Here is a 16,799-nt window from a genome sequence, read left to right on the forward strand (position 1 = left end):
ATGGCACTTTCTGATACAAGAGTTAATTTAGATCTCAATGCTACAAAAAGACATTAAAAAACTGTTAACTGATGAGGTAAAACTCATCTGTTTATTTTCAGTGACTTTACTTTGTCTATTTAATTCTGTTATACTTTTTTTTAAAATGTTCGGCTGAAAAACAAGAGTGATGTTCATGGGCTTTGAAAAATTACGATAGGGAATAATGTGCTGGGTATCTGGTAGGTTATTAAAGACCCTTTATCAACTCTTTTTGACAACCCCTCGACCCTCCTAACTTTTCAATACCTGAGTGCTTATTCCTGATTTTCCACTCTTTAGATCATAGAGTTTTTTAGTATTAGGAATTATCTGGATAGGACTCAATTCAGTTTTTTCAGGATAATCCCCGGAGTTAAGAAGAAGTATAAAAGGCGCAGATGCCAGAGTCCCCAGATTATACTTGAGATTATGAGTGCTTTTTTTCTTTCAAGAGGAAGTAATTTAGGGAGTGAATAACCTCTCCAACCGAACTCTTCTCCAAAAGCTGAATGAAGTTTATGGTAGGAATGATCAGAATCTTTTAAATGCTCCTTACTAATGAACCTTCTAACAATAAGAGCCGAGATTCCGGGAAAAAACATGACAATAAGAGAAAATATACCCTGATATACGACTATGTTATCAGCAATATTTTTCTGTATGCAGCTGAATATCACATAATATAATTGTTAGGAAGAAAGTGAGTATGAGAAACCAGACAATTCCCTTTTTGTCAATTTTATCGTTCATTTTCCTCCAATAACGAGTTTAAGTGTATAAGCTTAATTTATTTGTTAAAGTTCTGCTTCTACTAAATAAATAGGTACTCAAAATCAATTCTTGAAAAGATTTGCACTTTTAATAGGGAAATCCGAAAAGTAATTTATCTCAAAAGCTGGTTTATGGAATAAGTAAAAAAGACAAAACAGAGTTTTCAGATAGTTTTTCCGAGATCAAAGATCTATATATTTATGGAACAGTATAATAAGTTGAATAACATAAAAGATGATACAATGAGCCTGAAAACTGTAAATTTCTATTATTTTTCCGGAACCGGAAACACTTTTTTAGTGGCTAAGAAAATGGAGGCCACTTTTAGCAGAAATGGGGTTAAGGTAAATTTGTACAGAATTGAAGATTCAAAGCCAGATGATATAAATTTAGAACATGCTATAGGTCTGGGGTTTCCTATAGCTGAATTTTCAACTTATGATTTTGTGTGGAATTTTGTAAAGTCACTTCCTGAAGCAAAGGGAACTAACGTTTTTATGGTAGCTACATTTGGAGGAATTTCAGGCGGGGTTGTAGGATCTATGAGTGAAATCCTGAAGAATAAAGGGTATACGCCTATAGGAGCTGAAGAGATCGTAATGCCTCCTAATATTTTTTATGTTCAGGACGAGAAAACCTGCAGTGTCAAGATAGAAAAAGGGATTAAAAAAGCCGAAGAATATGCAATGGATCTTATGAGTGGGAAATCCAGATGGGATTCAGCTTCTGTATTTTCTGATATGGCTTATTACATATCTACGGCTTGTTTAAAGTTAACAGAGATGAGTATAAATCAGAAATTAATACACCTGAAAACAGACATAGAAAAATGCACTAAATGCGGAATATGCATTAAACTTTGTCCTGTGGGAAATATATGTGTGAAAAACGAGTACCCAGAACACGGCTTTGAGTGTAGATACTGTTTGAGGTGTACGTCTTTTTGTCCGGCAAAGGCTATTTCCTGTCCTATTAATTATAAAGGGAAGACTTATAGAGCAGTTAAAGCCAGAGAACTTGTAAAATGATCACCAGTTTTTATACATATTAAACATTTGATGATATACCAAACAATCAAAACTCACATATGAATTCAAAGTTCTTGCTTTAAAACTGAAGTGAAAAGAGTGGAAATAAAAGTTAAATCCACTCACAAAGGCCCTGCATACTTACTCATAACGTCTTCCATTAGAGTAAGCCCTCCGCTGAACCCTGCGTAACTTCGCTCAAGTATTATGCGGTCGTATGACGGGAATGAAACCGTCAGATGTATGGCATTAAATTCCGGGCCTGATATGAAAGTTTCAAGAGAACTTGCAAGCAGAAACATGAAATTCCTGTCTTTTAAATTTTCCCGAATCCTGTATGCATCCACTTCATATATTATTTCAGGCCAGGCAGGGGTTTCAAGTCCAGTTGTCAGTTCCTCATTTATCAGTTCACGGGCTTCTTCAGGTGGATTATCCGTTATCTGGACAATGTCTGGCAGATATCCCATTTCATTTGCAAGATATTTTGTAATGCTTACAGCTGAATTACTGTCTGCTACCACTGCAAAGTAAGGATGTGGCCTGGCGATTAAAAGTACATCCCCAACATATTCTGCAAACCTGTAAGCTCTTCTTTCCTCACTGGAGATCAGATATTCAATGACATCGGCTGAAACATCTAACCTTTCTCCTATAACCCTCAGGAATTCCGATGTTTGCTTTGGCCCTATCGGTACCCCTGGGAAAGAGATGTAAGGAGTATCGAATTTTCCTTCGAGTTTCTTTGCAGTTTCATGCCCGACCCAGCTTGAAAGGACAATATTATATTCAGCTGCCGGAATTTTTTTCAGGTTCTCAAGCGCGTCAAATTCTCCTACGATTAGATTTGCTTTCAAGCCTATTTTTTCAAGCAGAGTTTTTATCGTCCTTGCTTCTCCCTTCCAGAATATGTGCTGGAAAGGAACTATTCCAAATACGTTTACCAGTCCTTTTTCTTTTGGAACTTTTTCTTCAAGGAGCTGGTCGATTACAGAGTCGAAAAAGTATTCGTAGCCTTCGTAGGAAGTTCCTGCAAACCCTGAGGTGTTTACATGTATGATCGGAATCTCAGGGTTCTTTTCTTTATACCTTCTGATAACCGCCCCCACGTCGTCTCCTATGAGTGAGGGAACACAACCAGAGATGACTGCAAATAACTCTCCGTTTACAAGTTCTACCGTTGACTCAATAAGACTTTCAAGTTTTTTTTCGCCGCCGAAAATTACATGCTCCTCAACTAAAGAGGAACAGGGAGTGCTCGTTCCTCCATAAGGCCCTCCTGCATTCTGGCCCCCACCGTAAAATTGGCCAAAAAGCTGCCCGATTCCACATCCTGCTCCCGAATGGAGTATGGGGACAACTCCAAATATACCTACTGCTGTTGAATAAGCCCCTGCGAGTGCGCAGGAGTAACGTGGTGCTTCAATAGCACCTGATATAACATTATTTGTCTCTAAAGGTTCACTTATTCCCATAATTACACCTATTTACTCCTCTGCTTTCAGATAGTACAGAGAATTTGGCTGTTTATACCACCAGTCTTTATACGTACTCTGCGTTTTTTCTTTCATTGTCCGCTGGTATGAATGGCTTTTCAATGACTGCAAAAGGAAGTTTCCGAATGCAATCGCTCCCGTATAGCCGCTCTGGGCACTCCAGGGGTGGGCATCGGACCTCAAGGCATGTACTCTTGTTACACCCTTGTCACGCTTGAATGCGCCTCCTTGGAACGGGCAGGTCATTGCGATATCGGGATCTCTCTGGTTTGTTATATGTGTCTGTTCTGCAGCCTGGAAGGTATTTACCAGAATGTCAAAGTCCCCCATCTGCGCGATTAATTTTTCGAGGTCCTTGAGTATGAGGTTGTCAAAGTCCTGGCACATTGCAGCTGATGATTTAAGTCCGAGTTCGTCAAAGTATGGGACCTGAGCCAGAAGTCTTCCCTGCCCAAGTGCACCCAGCACTTCTACTTTCTCTCCATTGCCTTTGAAGTTTTCAAATTCCTGCCTGATTGCCTTCAGTTTAGGCAGCCATTTTTCGTGTTCTTCTTTGATCAGGGCTTCTATTTCCCTTTCTTTTCCGGTATGCCTCCCGATTTCCCTTAGCCACTCGTCTGTGTGGGCAACTCCCATTGGGGAAGGATAGAGGAAATAAGGAATTCCGTATTCCTGCTTAAGCCCGCGGGCCAGATAGTCAGTATAGGTCGGGCACAGGGGTGCAGTAACTGCAGCTTCGGAAAGTTGTTCAAACTGCTCCACAGATGCAAATTCAGGAACGAAGTTAACTCTGAGACCGACTTTTCCCAGCAGGCGTTTTATTTCCAGCCTGTCCTGCCAGGTGTAAGAGAGCATGCTTGCTACATTTACCAGGTCTTTCTGTTTCTTTTCCGGCTTTTTGACAAGGTATTTCAGGACTGCATGCCAGAAAGCGTCATAACCTGTCTGGACGAGTCTTGAGCGTGAGCCTTCACAATGAATCGGGACTATTGTTGCTTTTATTTCGGGCTGGACCTGTGAGACAGTCCCTTCTATGTCCTCTCCTATTATTCCTGAAGTACAGGACGTAAGTACAAAGATTGCTTTTGGATTATACCGTCTCTCAGCTTCTTTTATAGCTTCCCTGAGCTTTTCGCCGGCACCGTAGACCACATCTCTTTCCCTGAGGTTTGTTGTCATCCAGTGAAGGTCAAAATTTGCAGGGCGGCCAAGTTCAACAGGTATATGCCTGTAGAGTTCACGGTAACCAAGTGCTGCGGACGAGCAGCCGACAGGTGCATGATATATAGCTACGGCGTCACGGATTGTTCCGATCCTTACTGAAAGATAGAAGTTCAGAACACAACCGCTTGACTGCTGAAAATTCCGTTCTCTTTGCCTCAGGCAGCCGGAACGGGCTTCTTTTGCAAGGTCACTTGCCTTTCCATACCAGACGTTGATACCGTTTGCCCTCTGTTCCCTGTTGGGACATGTATTCCGTGATAGGTCGATTCTTTCCTCGATCAGTTCATTTTCAGTAAGTTCTGTTCCTGACATTAATACTACTCCGTAAGAGACCTGCTTTTCGTAGTTAGTTTGTCTCCAGTATGTTTTACTCCTGACATCACCTCCTCTATTCGCATTAATGAATATATAAATCGGGAAATCAGCAAAAATGTAAGCTAGTTTCTCATTATCCGAATTTTTGCGGCAAAAAAGAAAGTTTGGAAATAATTCAGTATTTTGAACCGGATCCAGATGAATAAATGCATCTGAATAATATCCTGTTTCAGTGTCCTGAATGATGATAGGATTTGTTCCGGTTCCGGATTAATTTGTTTATTCAGACCTGGGCAGGATAGGAAATTTTCAGTTTTTCCTCACTACGCCGCACGGCCTGGAGACCTGCCTGCCGTTTAAAAAAATAATGACCTGAAAACCGATATCGCAGGTAGAAAGATGAGATTCTGAAGAAAACGTCTCGATTCGAAGGTTAGAGGAGTTGTTTTACTTAACTCCAGAAACCGATTTTTAATTCACAGCTGATATAGAACGCCTCCGCCAGCTAGCCTGGAGGCCCTGTAAAAAAAGGAGAAAGAGATAGCAATAGAGATAAGAAAAAAGAGACTTGAACCGATAAAATAAAAATCAGGAAGAGATTTTAAGACTCTCCTTTATGAAAAAGGAGAGTTTTTGTTGATGTAACATTGACACTGTAAATGGGATCTAAGTTTAAGATTTGTTCTTTGGAAAGACCTGAAGCATTAAATTCAACTTGCCCTTTGACAGAAATTGTAGAATTGGGACTTATGGTTTTGTTACCAATTATCTCATGATTCTCGGTTATTACTCTTGTTAAAAGATCTTTTGTAAAAATCGGTTCAACAGAGTCCAGATGAATTTCCTCATTTTCCTCACTATATAAGACAAAATCGTAATTAAAGGCCTGTATGCTTGTATTATTTGTACTATCAATAGGACCTAAAACTACCGTGGATGACACTATTTTTAACCTGTCTTCTGCTTGGGAAGAGTTGCTGTTTTCCTTAAGCTCAACAAACAATATTATATCTAAAACTAAAAGAAATATTAAGATATTGCGCATTAAATTTTTATTCACCATATCCTTCCTGAAACCAAATTAAAATGGTAGTTTTGATAGTAGATACTGTTTACTAATGTCTGTTCAAAAAATGAATCAATTACTCAAAGCTAACTCATTGATCATTGCACAAATTTAAAAGTTCATGTTTGTAAATATATTTTAAGTTTTTCAAATTGATTTCTAAGTACAGGGTTTTTTATGGAACGTTGAACATAAAAAATTACTTGGATACAGGATAGACGGTGAACTCAAAATTGCAATGGCACATCCCACTGCAAGCTATCGGGGCATTCAACTGAATCAACCTGAAAACAGAATTGCAGGTAACAAGATGAGATTCTGAAAAGAAAACACTTCTTGATTTGAGAAATTGGTTTATTTAACCCGAAAACCTACTTTAATTCATAGCTAATATAGAACGCCTCCGCCAGCTAGTCTGGCGGCCCTGTAAAAAAAGGAGAAAGAGATATCATAGAGATAAGAAAAAAGAGATAAGAAAAAAGAGATAAGAAAAAAGAGATAAGAAAAAAGAGATAAGAAAAAAGAGGCTTGAAAAAATAGTAAAAAGCGATAAAACAAACGAAAATGAGCATTTTTAAGCAGAATTCTGCTCTGTTGTTTCAAGGATATCCTGCAAATGATCTCCTGCATCACGCTTAATCATATCTGCACGATCTCTTCAAGAATTCTTTTCCCTATCCTCGGTTTTAAAGCGTTTTTCATGACAAGATCTACTTCTACACCGAGGATTTCTGAAAGCTCCTGTTTGAGCCCAATGAATTCAAGGAGATCAGGCTCTTTAGAGAATTCTACAAGAATATCGAGATCACTATCCTCTTTTTGTTCACTCCGAATGTAAGAACCAAAAATCCCCAGATAGCTGATATAGCTGATATTATACTCCTGTGTAAGTCTCGGAAGATGCTGCCTGAGAATTTTCGAGAAAGATGCTGCATCCTTTGCTTTTTTGTCGCTTGGTTTAATGACGGTATTGACTGTCATGTGTCCTCATAGGCTTGAGTTTAAGCTATTACTCGAAATTAATCCTGTAATATATTTTTGTGTTCCGTATTTAAAAGTAAGGCTCAATTTACTAGTTGCTATAAGATCAATAACCCTTGAGAAACACTCTTTGATTCTCCTTATAAATAGTGTATTTATAGAAAGAAATATTATATAATTAATTGAATAAAAACGTTGGCTAAAAGTCTAAACTGTATATACAGAGGTAGAAGAAATGCCACTTGTTGATATCAAACTCATTGAAGGTGTATTCTCCGAGGAAGAGATCAAGAAGCTTATCAAGGACGTAACAGACGTTGTAGTCTCGTTCATGGGAGAAGACCTCCGTAGCTATACATTAGTAGTAGTCCAGGAAGTAAAAAGCGGAAGCTGGGGAGTAGGTGGACAGGCAATTGGATTGGAGGAAGTAAGGGCCATACAAGCAGGTACTTCAAAGAAGCCCTAAGCCATACTAAGGAAAAAACGGAGATTAGCTGGCAGGATTTGATGTCTGCTAGCGATCTCACCGTTCCTATGCACAATTACTGTTAATATCCTCAGAGAATAAAACGCTTTAGAAAGCGGAGTGAAAGTATTGTCTAATGTTGTTATGAGCAATTAACTGGTTAAACTGAACAGCCTGGTATGTTTTTGTTTATTTATTTTAGTCTCTTGAAGCTGATTTAGATAAGTTTTCTAGAAAGCTGGTCTATATGATTTATTTTACCATTTTTTATATCGGCTTTTTACAGACTAACCAGGAGTCTATTTCACTTCTAAAAACCAGGGAGTTAGCCATTATCTGACAGAAGGAGCTGAAAAACTTGATTTTGTTAATTCTAAATTTGATCTTCATAGAATTGACTCTCTAGAAATTAGGCAAAAGATTCTGAGTGTTTCTTATGCTGATTGGAAAAAGTTAGGGTTTTCTAAGGGGAGACTTTACACTATACGAAACAAAACGCCAAAAGTGATAAGTCCTTCACGCTCAACAGCCATGTTTTGGAGAGGGTTAAGGCTTGGGAAAACTTAGTTTCTGGAGGTAAGGTTAAGATTTAAGAAAAAGTTTAAGTTCTAAGATTAGAGGCTAAGTTTCTAAGATTTAGAAGATATATTTCAAACTGGGATCAAGCTAGAGGTTAGGGATTAAAGAAAAGAAAAAATTAAATGTTTTTTACAAAAACCCTCTTTGTGGAATGAACTGTAAACTTACTTGACTACATATCTTGTACTTCATCTAGATTACGGACATTAGCTAATTTATACATAAGATCATACTTAGGCAGGGGCATTTTTAGCAATTCTGAAGCATTCACCTGAGTGCTTCCATTAATTATTCGAAAATACTCATCAACAATATCTGAAGTTAAAAAAGCACATAGACAATTTACTTCATTGACATCTAAATCACGGTTGATACCACATATATAGTTAAGATGATTTTCAAAACCAACTAACTTAAAGTTTTTAAACTCTTTCCGTAGAAAAGGGGCTGCAAATATTCTTTTTTTAGAACATTTAGAAGTCAATCGTTTCATTAAAACGTAATTTTTAACGGGAATAAGAACCCTGGAAGTTTTTTTATTTACATTAATGCCTCTTTTTTTATTGAAATTCTCGGGATTTAAGTTAACACCATTTTTCTCTAGATTTTGTAACCATATTAATGGAACGCAATCTTTTTCAGAATAGTCCTCTCGCAAATTTTCCTTTGTTCTGAAATCTACTACCTTTCCAGTTGAGACCGTCATTCCAAAGTCTTCCAGCTTATGTTCCCAAGAATCTACTATGCGAATTATTTTTAGATCTTTTTCTGACGTAGGAATTCTAATGTAATTTTCCCCATTTTTCGAAAAAATAATATCTGAGAATGTTGCTTCAATCTTAAAGAAATCCTCAAATTCTTTGCTGTAACTAGAACTCACAACTGTGCCACGTTCACCGGGAAATTTTTTTATAGCTTTAAAAATAATATTTTCCTGATGAACTTCATTGTCGTCAAATATATTAGTTCTTGATTTAAATAGATGAATATTCTCAAAATGTAAATTCTCCACAAGCCATCTTCTTGTTTTCTTAAAATGAAGTCCAGAGCAGAAGCTTCTTGGAACAATAAATATCATTTCTCCGTTTTTCTTAAGCATTTTTGCCACAATAAGCATAAATAGCGAATATATATTTGGAGAATCTAGCTTCAGATGATCAACAGCTAAACTTTCAGCTGAATCTTTTCTCAGCTTATAGTAAGGAGGATTAGAAATAGCTAAATCATATTTCCTTTTATAGTGATTAGCATTATCCAGAATAAAATTGGATTCATAGATGTTAAAACTCAATTCATGACCATGCTTTTCAAACACATTTTTGCATTCTGACATTAAACATTCTAAATAAGGTACTACCTCTGAATCTTGTTCATAACAATCAATTGTTAAATTAAGTTTATTTTTGGACTCTAGAATAATTCTATCACATATTGCTGCCGATAATATACCTGTTCCAGCCCCAGGATCAAGTAATTTTATTTCAGCATGTCTCAAATCTAATAAACTTGCCATAAAAGAAGCTACTTTTTTGTTAGTGAAAAACTGACCTTTTTCTTTTCTCTTCTCAACCGAATAGATTTTACGAAAAGAATCACTTAACTCAACAGAGTAATCTAACAAACTGCAGTTTTCTTTTTTTCGTGGCATTTCCATCAGGTTCACCAAAGTAGTTTTTTAATCAGAAGGAGTACTTTTTTAAAAACAGATAACAGATATTATGACACTATCTAGTTTATCTAGCTCAAATAAAATAACTTCTATTTATAGTATTATTTATAAAGTCTCTTATTAAAAGATTTATTTGACTCATGTCCATTCATTCTCTATTATTAAAACAAGAGAACCCTTAATCTGAGAATGTTTTAAGTGGTTGAATATTTAATTACCGACTTTATGGCATTTCACTTTCAATTCTGCCTAGTTATTTCGACTGTTCGTTTTTTAATTCCTCAATATATTCAGTATACTCAATCAGTACTTCCAAAAATTCTTTGGTATTTTCATTCAATTTTCCAATTTTGTGAAGTTCTTTTAATTTTACGATTCTTTTTTCCAAGCGACAGAGATTCCATATTAGCGGGTGCCTTCTCAGACTTAAACCGAGCCTACTGTACATATAGTTGCCTAAAGGTGTAAGAGGAATAATTTCTCCTAAGTCGTTTCTCATAAATTGCTGTCCATATGTAGGGTCGCATGGATCAATGTATCCTTTAATACCATCATTATGGACATTTTCATTTCCTGTTGGCCAATCTGCCCTCTTTTTATTATTACAGTAAAAGCATGAATAAACTAAATTATTGTAACTTTCTTCTGAAATGTTAACTAGAATCTTTCGAGGTACGAAATGATCAATATGAAATACTCTTTTTCCTCCTCCCCAACACTCTTCATCTCCACAATATCCGCAGCATTTTTTGAAATCTTGCCTCAAATCTTCTTTATAAAGTCTGTATTTTGAAACATGTCTAGGGCTAGGTCTTCTTTGAGGTTGAACATTTCTGAAATCATTCATTTCTTTCAAGTTTTTCAATTATTTTGTCCACCTTTTCTATTAATTCGCATAATTTTTTTAAGCTTTTTGTATCTTTTAAAGTTATTGGAGTAACACCCAATTTGCTTGTTGTCTCTTCCAGAAAATAATCAAGTCTTAAAAGTTCTTCTTCCTCTTTAATAGTTAATTCATTCTTGAGAGAAAGTTCTCTATGTCTTTTTTCTTTCTGTTCTAATTCAAACTTGTATTTTTTTATTTTATTTTCTATCCTGGTAACCATAATATCAAGATTGTTAGAAACCAACTCTTTATCAAAAATAAGGTCATCTAATGATTCATCGGATTCAGAAATGGCTTCGTCTTCATGGGCAGTAATCATGTACATTGGAAAATTAAGACGTTGCCTGTTTAAAGTCTCAAGAATTTCGTTACCATTAAAGTCTATTTCAAGATTTTCTTTTAACCTGTAGTCGACTACAATTATATCTAAATGAGTTGTATATATCCAGCTAATTACATCTTCCATTGTTGTGGAACTATCAATTGGTAGAATTTCTATATCAAAATAATCTGAAAACTGTTGCTGGAATAAAATAACATCGTCCTCGCTTTCATCGATGTAACCAACTTTATACTTTTTGTATTCAGCCATATAATCACTTTTTTTGCTTTGATAGGGGAAACACTATTTGAAGCATAAAGCCAGATTCTGGTTTCAGAATTTTTATATTTCCGGAGTATTCATCAACGATGTTTTTTACCAACCACATACCTAGCCCTGTGCCAATTACATTTCCAGAACGATCTTTTTTTGTAGTCTCAAAGGCCTTGAAAATAATCTCAGGATTATCTCTGTAATCCTGAGAGAGCCCGCATCCTGTATCTTTATATAGAACAGTGACTGATTTATCGATAACTTCCCACTTAATTTCTATAATCCTCTCTTTTGAAGAGCCTTCTCTTTGAAATGCTTCTACTGAATTGACAATTAAATTTGAGAATATACTATCGAAATCGATATCATAAGCTTTTAATGAACATTTTTCTACTTGAGGATCTAGATTTAATGTTACCTTACGATCTAAAAGAAAACTCCACCACGTTTTTTTAAAAGCAATAAAATATTCATTGATATCTATATCTCTACGCTTCCTTCTATCCTTTTTTATCATTAAAATTGAGAAGTTTATCCACTTAATCAACTTATTGTCTTGCTCTTCTATCTTATCTATTAGAATGAACGGATTCTCATGTGCTGGTAGGCCTTCTAATTTAGAGGTTTCTAACTGTTCGTGTAAGTATTTCCTCAAATAAGTAGTTCTCTTTCCGAATTGAGTTCTAATGTGCTTTAATTCATGTGTAAATGTGGCGACGATTAATCCTGAACTTGCAAGACTTCTAATAAGACGTAATTCTTCTTCCTTTTCTTCCAGCTCCTGTTTTTGAATCTCATAACCTTCCGCGAGGACTTCAGCTTCTTTTTCTAGTTTTACAAATTCATTCCCTTTAAGAGCTTTAGGGACTATAGAGATACCTTTTGAAGCGTCGGTATCTGAATCGGGGAAATATTTTCGACTTATCTGTTTAATTTTTTTTATTTCTATCCTTTTGCTTGCAAACTCCTCAGCTTTCTCTTTTGTACTCTCTTTGTCATTTCTTAGCGAATGAAATTGATTGAAAGAGTACATTATGTTGATTCTATCATCTTCAAATTCCTCTATAATCCCAATTATTATATTTTTAAATAGATTGAAAGCATCATTTTCTTGTATCCCTTCTCTGCCTGATTTATCTTGGAAACTTGAATTTGCCACTCTAGAAATACTAATGGAACCCGAAATTTGATTGGGACGTATTCTCCAACCTGTCCGTTTTTGACCCGCACCCCCTGGACTTATCCCCGCTCGTTCTCCTAATCCAAGCCAATCATTTTTGCCTAATCCATAAGGGCGTACTAAAAATCCGTCTCTAAAAATTTTCACTCCACCAAATTTATTTAACCATTGCTTTCTTGAAGCGCTAGAGAAAGACTTGTATGGATATCTAGAATCTTCAGCAGAAGACACATTTTTTAAGAAATAGAATGTGAATGAGAATTCTCCAATCTTATCAAGAATGCGTTTTGCATCATTATCTTTAAACCCGGGCACAAGTTTAGCTAGAGTTGTTTCAATAGTGAATTTTTTTTCTTTCAGTGTTTTAAAGTCATAAGGAGATTTCTTCATCCCTTCTTGTTTAAAAACACCAATATATTCCTTCTCTATTAAATCGACATCTAGTTCATTACGCTCTATTTCCAAAATCACTGTCTTTGAATGGTCATCTAGGTGCCGTGCAAATACCTTATAGTCAAAATCGTCACAGAACTCTGATGAAATTTCACCATATTCGTTTTCTTGAAGAGAACTAAATAGATAGATTGAAAAAATCGGAATTTCTTTGGGAGGCACGAGAATCTCTAAGCTTTTAAATATTCTCTCAACTAGATGTTCATCCCATTCATCCGTTAATTTGTTTATTTTTATTATTGTTCCGCTTTTGAAATTAATATCATTTAAAACTTTAGATAATGGTTCATAATTTTGTGTTAAATCTATTATCTTTTCTTTCAGATCTAAGTTTTCTACAGGTGTTAATTCTGCTTCAACTTTATCTATTGTTAACCCAGGGCTTTCAAAGTCTGACCAATTCACTTGCCACAAGAAACCTTCCTTCTCTTGTTCAGGCAACGTATAAATTTCACAGCTCTTGCCCAGCCTATCAAGCGCAAATCTTCCAATTCCTTTTTCGCCAGTTTTTATGCGTCCATTTTTAGTTTCATACTGAGTATTTTTGTTATCAGTTCCTATGGTCATCCAATGATCTTGGATTACTTTCTCTGTCATTCCAGACCCGTTGTCGATTATGTATAGATGACAGAAATTTGAAAAAAAAGAATTAAGTTTTTCAGTATCTTTATAAGAATTATCATTTAGTAAGTAATTCCCATTAATATCTTGTGTGTAAAACAAATCTATTGAGTCAGAAAATCCACTAAGTATTAAATATTCTTCCTTTGCAAGAATTGAAGGCGGTAAATGATATTTATTATCAAAGAATAAAATGCAGTTATAAGCATCAGCGTCATAACAATTTTTTACAAGCTCAATTATTGCCCCTTCTGCATTTGCAACATTCTCTCTACCTATTAGTCTTGCAGTTCTTGCCGAAACTTTAAATGGTATTCTTGTCATTTAGACAAAAAATATGCGAACTTCTATATTTAAATTCTTTGAAATTTTGTGAAAAGAATCCACTTACATAGTTAGTATAAACAGTTTACGGTTATATCTTGAAATGATTTAGTGTGTTCAAAACCATTTAAAAGTTCAATACACGATACAACAGTAGGTGACTCAAAAGGTTAAACATTGAGTAATTTCCAATTTTATTTTTGTACTGTATGATGACCATGTAAAATGAAAAAAATTCAAAGTTGTAGTAAAATAGCGAGTCACTTGTATACATATTTTACTGCATAAAAGGAAATTAATAAAGTGAAGTAATTTTTGGATAATAGTATTAAACAACTAATATAAATATTGATAAAATAGACTTTTGCATGAATTTTACATAAATATAAAGATAATATTCTTGGATAGGGCGATTTTAGAAGAAAAAAATGATTGTGTATTATTCTCGCAAGACAGCGTTGCGTTTTTTGAGATCCCTATTACCCAAATATCTAGTGCGAGGGATAGGATTCGAACCCATGAGAACCTGCATAAAATCATCTTAAGTACATCGCTTTTGATCTGGCTGGACAAGCCTTGCATGGAAGGACATTTTAGTCTGCTCTTTGAGAACTAAGCACATCGCAAGACAAACCATAATTCGAACTATTCCCTCTAAAAACACGCCTGAAGATATTAAAGCATATTAAAAGGCGCTTCACAAGAAATAAGAAAAGAAGCAAAAACAGAAAAACAGTCAGGTTAAGGACTATAGGAGTCTGAACCTTTTTATTACTTCATCAAACATGAACGGTACATAAATCTTTGACAATTTTCGTATTCACCTTTGCAGTACTTCGATATCACTTCGGCAGGTAACTTACCCTTTTTTGGAGCAACGTCGCATGTATAGAATTCATTACTGGAATTGGGGTTCACTGTTATAAGATAGGAACAACACATTCAAAACACCTCTAATATATTACTATATGAATTATCCGTACATACATAAAACAATATCTCTGCCGGAGCTTTAGCATTTAATGTACCGAATATCGTATTTCATGCTTATCAATATCTCGCATATAGACATCCATTACATTGATCCGTTTTTGTATTCTATCCTAAGACAATGTTTCCGTATATTTTACTGCGACATGGTCTACTGCTGCTGGTTGTGTTTTTCATTTTTATTTGAATTAGCAGTTGTGTTTTTGACAACTCTAAATGAATGACCTGACTTAAATTAAGCATAATTGAGAAATAGCAGAGATTTTTGCCGCAAAATTAAGAAAAACAGAATTTCCATGTCAATTATTGCTGAAGTATGAGCTTATAAATCGGATATGTTTGTTTCCCTGTATGGTGATGAAATGACAAAAGCAAGAAACATCGCAATATATGGAAAAGGCGGTATCGGGAAATCAACTACCTCATCAAATCTTTCAGCGGCTCTTTCTGACCTGGGTCTTACTGTAATGCAAATTGGCTGTGACCCTAAGAGCGACTCCACAAATAACCTGAGAGGAGGCAAATCTATTCCTTCCGTTCTTGATGCTATGAGAAGTGGAAAAAGGGTTGAGATTAGCGACATCGTCTATGAGGGGTTCAATGGAATCCTCTGTGTGGAAGCAGGCGGTCCTGAGCCTGGTGTAGGCTGCGCTGGCAGAGGTATTATTACTGCAATCGAACTTTTAAGGCAAAAAAACGTCTTTGAGGAATTTAACCCTGATGTTGTAATTTATGACGTGCTTGGAGACGTTGTCTGTGGAGGATTCTCAATCCCTATCCGTGAAGGTGTTGCAGAACAGGTATACACTGTTGCATCCTCGGATTTCATGGCAATCTATGCAGCAAATAATCTCTTCAAAGGTATAAGGAAATACGCAAACAACGGCGGTGCCCTTTTCAGCGGAATAATTGCAAATTCAATGAACCAGCCTATTCAAAAAGAGATAATAAATGACTTTGCGAGTCAGACAAAAACAACAATCGCAGGGTATGTACCCCGTTCACTTGATGTTACAAGGAGTGAACTCAGAGGACAGACTGTAGTTGAACATGCACCTGATTCCGAGCAGGCTGAGATATATAGAGAACTTGCAAGAGGCATTTTGAATAACAATAAGAAATATGTTCCTGCTCCTCTTGAGTCCGAAGAACTCAAAACCTGGGCAGAAAGCTGGTCTGATATACTCCTCAAGGAACGGGAACAGGTAAGTGGACATGAAGGAAAAGTGAAAAACAGTAGCGTTGAAGAAGGAACGCCAATAAGTTCGGAAGCATGAGATACTTTAAATTCGGCTTTGTAGAGATTTCTTCAAATCGACAGAAACTGAGCAGATACAGTTATTGAAATCCAGCTCACTTCTTGAATAACAGGTAATTGAGGCTCTTCCAACCACAGGATTTCTGCAAAGTCTAAAATTTGTATCCCAAATTCTTGATTATATAAATGTCGAATTAAATAATAAATCTCAAGCTCCTGTTGTAAATTACTCATATAGCAGGAGTTTTCGAACCTGCAGTTTTAACTCGATAAACTTACTCCTAATCAGGGGGTTGGAGTATATCGTTCCTTTTTCTTACCCGTCTTTTGCGAGGGACAACCGTTTCTTTCAAAGAATTCATCGAGAGTTGTCCAGTAATTTATCCAGTCAGGTGGACAAAACACTTTTATATCACATGAATTAATATGTTCACAATTGTGAACATCAAACTTACATTAAACTCGCATCAAACATATATGGTTCACAATTGTGAAGTTGTATATAAATTAAAAATCACATCTTGCGGTAGAAATAATGGGATTAAGTGAGCGAAATCTAAAGCAAAACAAAAGTTATCGAATTATGATTGATTCGGAGGGGATAGGCCATATTAGAATAATCAGACGCATTAACCTGAAGACTCTAATTGAAATTTTCAAGGAGCTTTACCTTGAGCTTAAAAAAGATCCTGACAAAAAACCGCATATGAAAATATACATTTCCCATTCGATTTATGAAGAGATGTCTGACAATATGAAGCATTTCCATGACTTTGCAGTCTCATGTATGGATGGAACATTTGAGCTGATTGTTATTAGCTAACACTCGTCTTAGTTAATTTTTCGCTTCCAGGCTTTTCCCTTGTTAAAAAGGAA

The 16,799-nt window shown here is 35.8% G+C and carries 13 protein-coding genes; 4 read left to right on the forward strand and 9 right to left on the reverse strand.

From position 1 onward, the window contains the following. Positions 1-362: 362 nt before the first annotated feature. Positions 363-623 (reverse strand): CPBP family intramembrane glutamic endopeptidase, encoded by a 261-nt coding sequence (locus MSBR3_RS21715; RefSeq protein WP_048106776.1) that lies wholly within the window; start codon positions 621-623, stop codon positions 363-365. A 369-nt stretch (positions 624-992) separates the two neighbouring features. Between MSBR3_RS21715 and MSBR3_RS04705 the strand changes: the two genes are divergently transcribed. Further along, positions 993-1,820: an EFR1 family ferrodoxin gene (locus tag MSBR3_RS04705; protein WP_230627804.1), complete on the forward strand. Its 828-nt coding sequence runs from the start codon at positions 993-995 to the stop codon at positions 1,818-1,820. A gap of 122 nt (positions 1,821-1,942) precedes the next feature. Here MSBR3_RS04705 and MSBR3_RS04710 read toward each other — a convergent pair whose 3' ends face one another. From MSBR3_RS04710 to MSBR3_RS04725, 4 genes are all read right to left on the reverse strand, one after another. Continuing rightward, the gene (locus MSBR3_RS04710) at positions 1,943-3,295 is read right to left on the reverse strand and encodes a nitrogenase component 1 (RefSeq protein WP_048106777.1); all 1,353 of its coding nucleotides are present in this window, start codon (positions 3,293-3,295) and stop codon (positions 1,943-1,945) included. A gap of 12 nt (positions 3,296-3,307) precedes the next feature. Next, complete coding sequence (locus MSBR3_RS04715) at positions 3,308-4,852, reverse strand: nitrogenase component 1 (RefSeq protein WP_048106778.1); 1,545 nt, start codon at positions 4,850-4,852, stop codon at positions 3,308-3,310. A 604-nt stretch (positions 4,853-5,456) separates the two neighbouring features. Beyond that, a complete protein-coding gene (locus MSBR3_RS04720; protein WP_048106779.1) occupies positions 5,457-5,918 on the reverse strand; it encodes a hypothetical protein in 462 nt (153 codons plus the stop codon). Positions 5,919-6,560: 642 nt separating this feature from the next. Then, entirely contained in the window at positions 6,561-6,902 is a 342-nt protein-coding gene (locus tag MSBR3_RS04725; RefSeq protein ID WP_048106780.1) for a nucleotidyltransferase family protein, read from the reverse strand. A 235-nt stretch (positions 6,903-7,137) separates the two neighbouring features. On the opposite strand from MSBR3_RS04725, the gene MSBR3_RS04730 reads away from it, so the two are divergent. Further along, on the forward strand, positions 7,138-7,368 hold the full coding sequence (locus tag MSBR3_RS04730) for a tautomerase family protein (RefSeq protein ID WP_048106781.1): 231 nt from the start codon (positions 7,138-7,140) through the stop codon (positions 7,366-7,368). A 751-nt stretch (positions 7,369-8,119) separates the two neighbouring features. On the opposite strand, the gene MSBR3_RS04735 is transcribed toward MSBR3_RS04730, so the two are convergent. From MSBR3_RS04735 to MSBR3_RS04750, 4 genes are all read right to left on the reverse strand, one after another. Continuing rightward, the gene (locus MSBR3_RS04735) at positions 8,120-9,601 is read right to left on the reverse strand and encodes an Eco57I restriction-modification methylase domain-containing protein (RefSeq protein WP_048106783.1); all 1,482 of its coding nucleotides are present in this window, start codon (positions 9,599-9,601) and stop codon (positions 8,120-8,122) included. Between the two features lie 268 nt (positions 9,602-9,869). Then, the gene (locus tag MSBR3_RS04740; RefSeq protein ID WP_048110058.1) at positions 9,870-10,463 is read right to left on the reverse strand and encodes an HNH endonuclease; all 594 of its coding nucleotides are present in this window, start codon (positions 10,461-10,463) and stop codon (positions 9,870-9,872) included. Then, complete coding sequence (locus tag MSBR3_RS04745; RefSeq protein ID WP_048106784.1) at positions 10,456-11,094, reverse strand: response regulator; 639 nt, start codon at positions 11,092-11,094, stop codon at positions 10,456-10,458. Before MSBR3_RS04745 ends, MSBR3_RS04740 begins: the two co-directional genes overlap by 8 nt. 4 nt (positions 11,095-11,098) lie before the next feature. Further along, positions 11,099-13,675 carry a sensor histidine kinase gene (locus MSBR3_RS04750; RefSeq protein ID WP_048106785.1) on the reverse strand — a complete coding sequence of 859 codons (2,577 nt, stop codon included), beginning with the start codon at positions 13,673-13,675 and terminating at the stop codon, positions 11,099-11,101. Between the two features lie 1,352 nt (positions 13,676-15,027). Here MSBR3_RS04750 and MSBR3_RS04755 point away from each other — a divergent pair. Both MSBR3_RS04755 and MSBR3_RS04765 read left to right on the forward strand, forming a co-directional pair. After that, positions 15,028-15,942, forward strand: coding sequence for a nucleotide-binding protein (locus MSBR3_RS04755; RefSeq protein ID WP_048110059.1), 915 nt, complete (start codon positions 15,028-15,030; stop codon positions 15,940-15,942). Positions 15,943-16,506: 564 nt separating this feature from the next. Further along, positions 16,507-16,746 carry a hypothetical protein gene (locus MSBR3_RS04765; RefSeq protein WP_230627807.1) on the forward strand — a complete coding sequence of 80 codons (240 nt, stop codon included), beginning with the start codon at positions 16,507-16,509 and terminating at the stop codon, positions 16,744-16,746. The last annotated feature ends 53 nt before the right edge of the window (positions 16,747-16,799 follow it).

It is taken from the genome of Methanosarcina barkeri 3 (assembly GCF_000970305.1).
GTDB lineage: Archaea > Halobacteriota > Methanosarcinia > Methanosarcinales > Methanosarcinaceae > Methanosarcina > Methanosarcina barkeri_A.

Coding starts and splice junctions, on each gene's coding strand:
- MSBR3_RS04735 (WP_048106783.1), bottom strand. CDS start 9,601: ATGGAAATGCCACGAAAAAAAGAAAACTGCAGTTTGTTAGATTACTCT.
- MSBR3_RS04765 (WP_230627807.1), top strand. CDS start 16,507: ATGATTGATTCGGAGGGGATAGGCCATATTAGAATAATCAGACGCATT.
- MSBR3_RS04755 (WP_048110059.1), top strand. CDS start 15,028: ATGACAAAAGCAAGAAACATCGCAATATATGGAAAAGGCGGTATCGGG.
- MSBR3_RS04715 (WP_048106778.1), bottom strand. CDS start 4,852: ATGTCAGGAACAGAACTTACTGAAAATGAACTGATCGAGGAAAGAATC.
- MSBR3_RS04745 (WP_048106784.1), bottom strand. CDS start 11,094: ATGGCTGAATACAAAAAGTATAAAGTTGGTTACATCGATGAAAGCGAG.
- MSBR3_RS04710 (WP_048106777.1), bottom strand. CDS start 3,295: ATGGGAATAAGTGAACCTTTAGAGACAAATAATGTTATATCAGGTGCT.
- MSBR3_RS04740 (WP_048110058.1), bottom strand. CDS start 10,463: ATGAATGATTTCAGAAATGTTCAACCTCAAAGAAGACCTAGCCCTAGA.
- MSBR3_RS21715 (WP_048106776.1), bottom strand. CDS start 623: ATGTTTTTTCCCGGAATCTCGGCTCTTATTGTTAGAAGGTTCATTAGT.
- MSBR3_RS04730 (WP_048106781.1), top strand. CDS start 7,138: ATGCCACTTGTTGATATCAAACTCATTGAAGGTGTATTCTCCGAGGAA.
- MSBR3_RS04705 (WP_230627804.1), top strand. CDS start 993: ATGGAACAGTATAATAAGTTGAATAACATAAAAGATGATACAATGAGC.
- MSBR3_RS04725 (WP_048106780.1), bottom strand. CDS start 6,902: ATGACAGTCAATACCGTCATTAAACCAAGCGACAAAAAAGCAAAGGAT.
- MSBR3_RS04720 (WP_048106779.1), bottom strand. CDS start 5,918: ATGGTGAATAAAAATTTAATGCGCAATATCTTAATATTTCTTTTAGTT.
- MSBR3_RS04750 (WP_048106785.1), bottom strand. CDS start 13,675: ATGACAAGAATACCATTTAAAGTTTCGGCAAGAACTGCAAGACTAATA.